We start from the raw sequence: 638 nt of genomic DNA on the forward strand, positions 1-638 counted from the left end.
CACCAGATAACTCAGCATCTAAACTACCAAACCGCCCTTCCAGAAGAGAAGTTATCAAATAAAGTTGTCCTTCTTGCTTCCAGTCTTCTATTTGTTGTAAATAAGCCGGTGATAAGTTCATAATTACTTCCTCTTCTTCCCTACTTAAATTATCTCTCAATTCTAAATTCTTGCGCCAGTCCGCTAGAATGAGTAACAAATTCTCTCGAAAAGGGTTATTTTCCGGTAATTCAGTTAACTCCTCTACTGCTCTTTTTTGTGTTCCTCCTTTCCCCAAAACTCTCAACCATAATGTATCCTCATTTTCTGGTAATTGATGAATTACAACTATTGCTGTTTTCAATATATTCGGTAGAAAATAAACACCTTGAACCCAATCTTCTGTAATTTCAACTGCACCTAAACCCGCAATCATCCGAGATGAAAAAGTTGGTGTTAAAATCCATAAAATCGGTAATTCTGATTCAGCAATATTTCTGTTTTCGCGTTTTGCTTTCCTAACTACATCACCATGAACAGCATATAATTTAAGTAAACAACTGCGAATTTCTATTTCCGATGGTGGATTGCGAAAAGGCTCAAATAAACATTGAGTTTTAGCCATCTTCCCTAATAAACCTAAAGGTAGATTTTCCTGA

Annotated in this window: 1 protein-coding gene; it reads right to left on the minus strand. The window is 35.9% G+C overall.

Annotated features, from left to right (window positions below):
• A partial coding sequence (locus ACIR310F_RS21165; protein WP_155963572.1) for a hypothetical protein occupies positions 1 to 638 on the minus strand: 638 nt, incomplete at both ends.

The organism is Dolichospermum circinale AWQC310F, from assembly GCF_000426925.1.
GTDB lineage: Bacteria > Cyanobacteriota > Cyanobacteriia > Cyanobacteriales > Nostocaceae > Dolichospermum > Dolichospermum circinale.